Origin of the sequence: Mesorhizobium sp. WSM4935, from assembly GCF_029625735.1 — a bacterium.
Classification (GTDB): Bacteria; Pseudomonadota; Alphaproteobacteria; order Rhizobiales; family Rhizobiaceae; genus Mesorhizobium.
Genome location: NZ_JARTVR010000068.1, coordinates 1 through 262 on the forward strand (window position 1 = coordinate 1; position 262 = coordinate 262).

The 262-nt window shown below is 49.2% G+C and carries 1 protein-coding gene; it reads left to right on the forward strand.

The genetic code is table 11. The features are described 5' to 3' along the window. The coding region (locus tag P9273_RS32135; RefSeq protein ID WP_278052592.1) for a hypothetical protein at nt 1-262 on the forward strand (262 nt) is incomplete at both ends.

A 262-nucleotide genomic window follows, 5' to 3' on the forward strand; every position in this document is an offset into this window, starting at 1 on the left:
GATGAGGAATTGGATGCCGCATGGCCCAAGACCATCAAGATGCTGCGAGCCAAGTTCGGTGAGGGCGGGTATTCCTGTTTCAACGCTATTCACCTTGAAGTGTATCGTCTCCAGACAACGACATTTGTTCATATGCTCAAGCAGATGGATGACGATGCTTTATTGAAGCACGTCAAGAACGCTCGCAAGTATCTCCGATTCACCTGGCCACAGCTAGACGAGATCGCGTACAACGACATGTACGTTATCAATGGTGATCAGG